Source organism: Oleiphilus sp. HI0079 (assembly GCF_001635105.1).
Map to the genome: position 1 here is coordinate 1 of NZ_LWFT01000186.1, position 1,406 is coordinate 1,406.

Genomic DNA, 1,406 nt, shown 5'->3' on the forward strand with positions numbered 1-1,406 from the left:
CGCCTCCATCTGTCTCTGAAATCGTAATGGTATAGAACTGCACTACTTCAGGTTCAATTATGTATAAAGATGCATCAGGCGCTCCGGTATCAGCACCTGCAGCAGCCGCATCAGAATAATGATTAACCTCTGAATAACGTCGTTCTAGCGCCGAAGATAAGGCAAGCATTTCGCCCTGCGCATTAGCTCGACGCGTCTTAGCGACCGACTCTTGATAGCCGGGGTAGGCTATCGAAGCGAGAATACCTATAATCGCAACAACGATCATCAGCTCTATCAAGGTAAAACCTTTCTGTTTTTGCATTAGTAGCATTTGTTATTTACCTCGTTTAGTCATTAACCAACTCGTTCCAACCCAAACGACCTGTTCGGGCGGAGTTGGTATCCAGATTCGTATCCGTGATCGAGATATTACTTCCGTCTAATCCTGTCGATTCAGACTTCGAACCATAGAGCAGGTCACTCAATCGGTTTGGCTGATTCAACAAGGTTCCCTGTCTGACACCAATCCCATCGATATCTAGAATTGGCTTATCAGGGTTTAAGCCTGTCAGCATCGGCACCGTATAAAGTATGCTAGTACCGCCTCCTGCGCATTCAGAATCACTTGGAATCATTGAAGCAAAAATAGCGACAGGGCCAAGATCTGCATCATCCGCGATCAAAGGTCTGTTGATCATTCGCTCACCTTCTTGGGTGTCGTCTGTCATAAAATCAAAGTACCAACCATAATCCTCCTGCCAGTCGATGGCCGTCGCGCTTGTTTTAACACCACGAGAAGCGCCGCCATCGGTATCTTCCAGCTCTCGAACAGCTAGATGAGTTCGATCCCGATTACCTTCGCTTACATCCCAAACGGTGTAGTAACTTTGCACTGAAAGATCTGTCTCATCACCGGTCGACAAATACTGCCCTGTACCGAAGGTCACCAAAATATTCGGATCATTACTACCGGTGGCTTGGGCTGTATTCAAAGCAATACTTGGCGCACCAGTAATAGGTTGTTGATTGCCCGAAGCATCGGTCGCCTTAAACAATGGTTGCGTTGTCGAACCTTGTTTATGCGCAATACCCCATCGATTAGTCCTGGAGTCTGATACATCGAACGCCCACATGTTTCCGTACAAGTCACCGCCGTAGATTCTATCTACTACATAATCGCCATCGATGTCTGCCAAAGTAACGCCTGAGAGCCCATTCTTGTTAACAGAATCCCCCGCCCCAGTGTCAATTTTCAGATAGTCGCTACCAAGCGTCCAAGTTCCATCAAGTCCTTCCTCCACAAACAAAATGAACAGCTTTGCATAGCCAGAATCTGAGGAGTGACCGTTGCCAAAGATGACCGCCCACTTTTCGTTATTCATCATAGCGACCATAGGCGGCGACAATTGGTAACCCATGTCGCC

2 protein-coding genes are annotated in these 1,406 nt (G+C 47.4%); both read right to left on the reverse strand.

Annotated features, from left to right (window positions below; translation table 11 throughout):
- Nucleotides 1-304 (reverse strand): prepilin-type N-terminal cleavage/methylation domain-containing protein (locus A3750_RS02655; RefSeq protein ID WP_156498333.1); only part of this gene is annotated, 304 nt, incomplete at its 3' end.
- A 25-nt stretch (nt 305-329) separates the two neighbouring features.
- Nucleotides 330-1,406, reverse strand: a 1,077-nt coding sequence (locus A3750_RS02660; protein WP_197474833.1) for a pilus assembly protein, incomplete at its 5' end; no start/stop codon positions are given.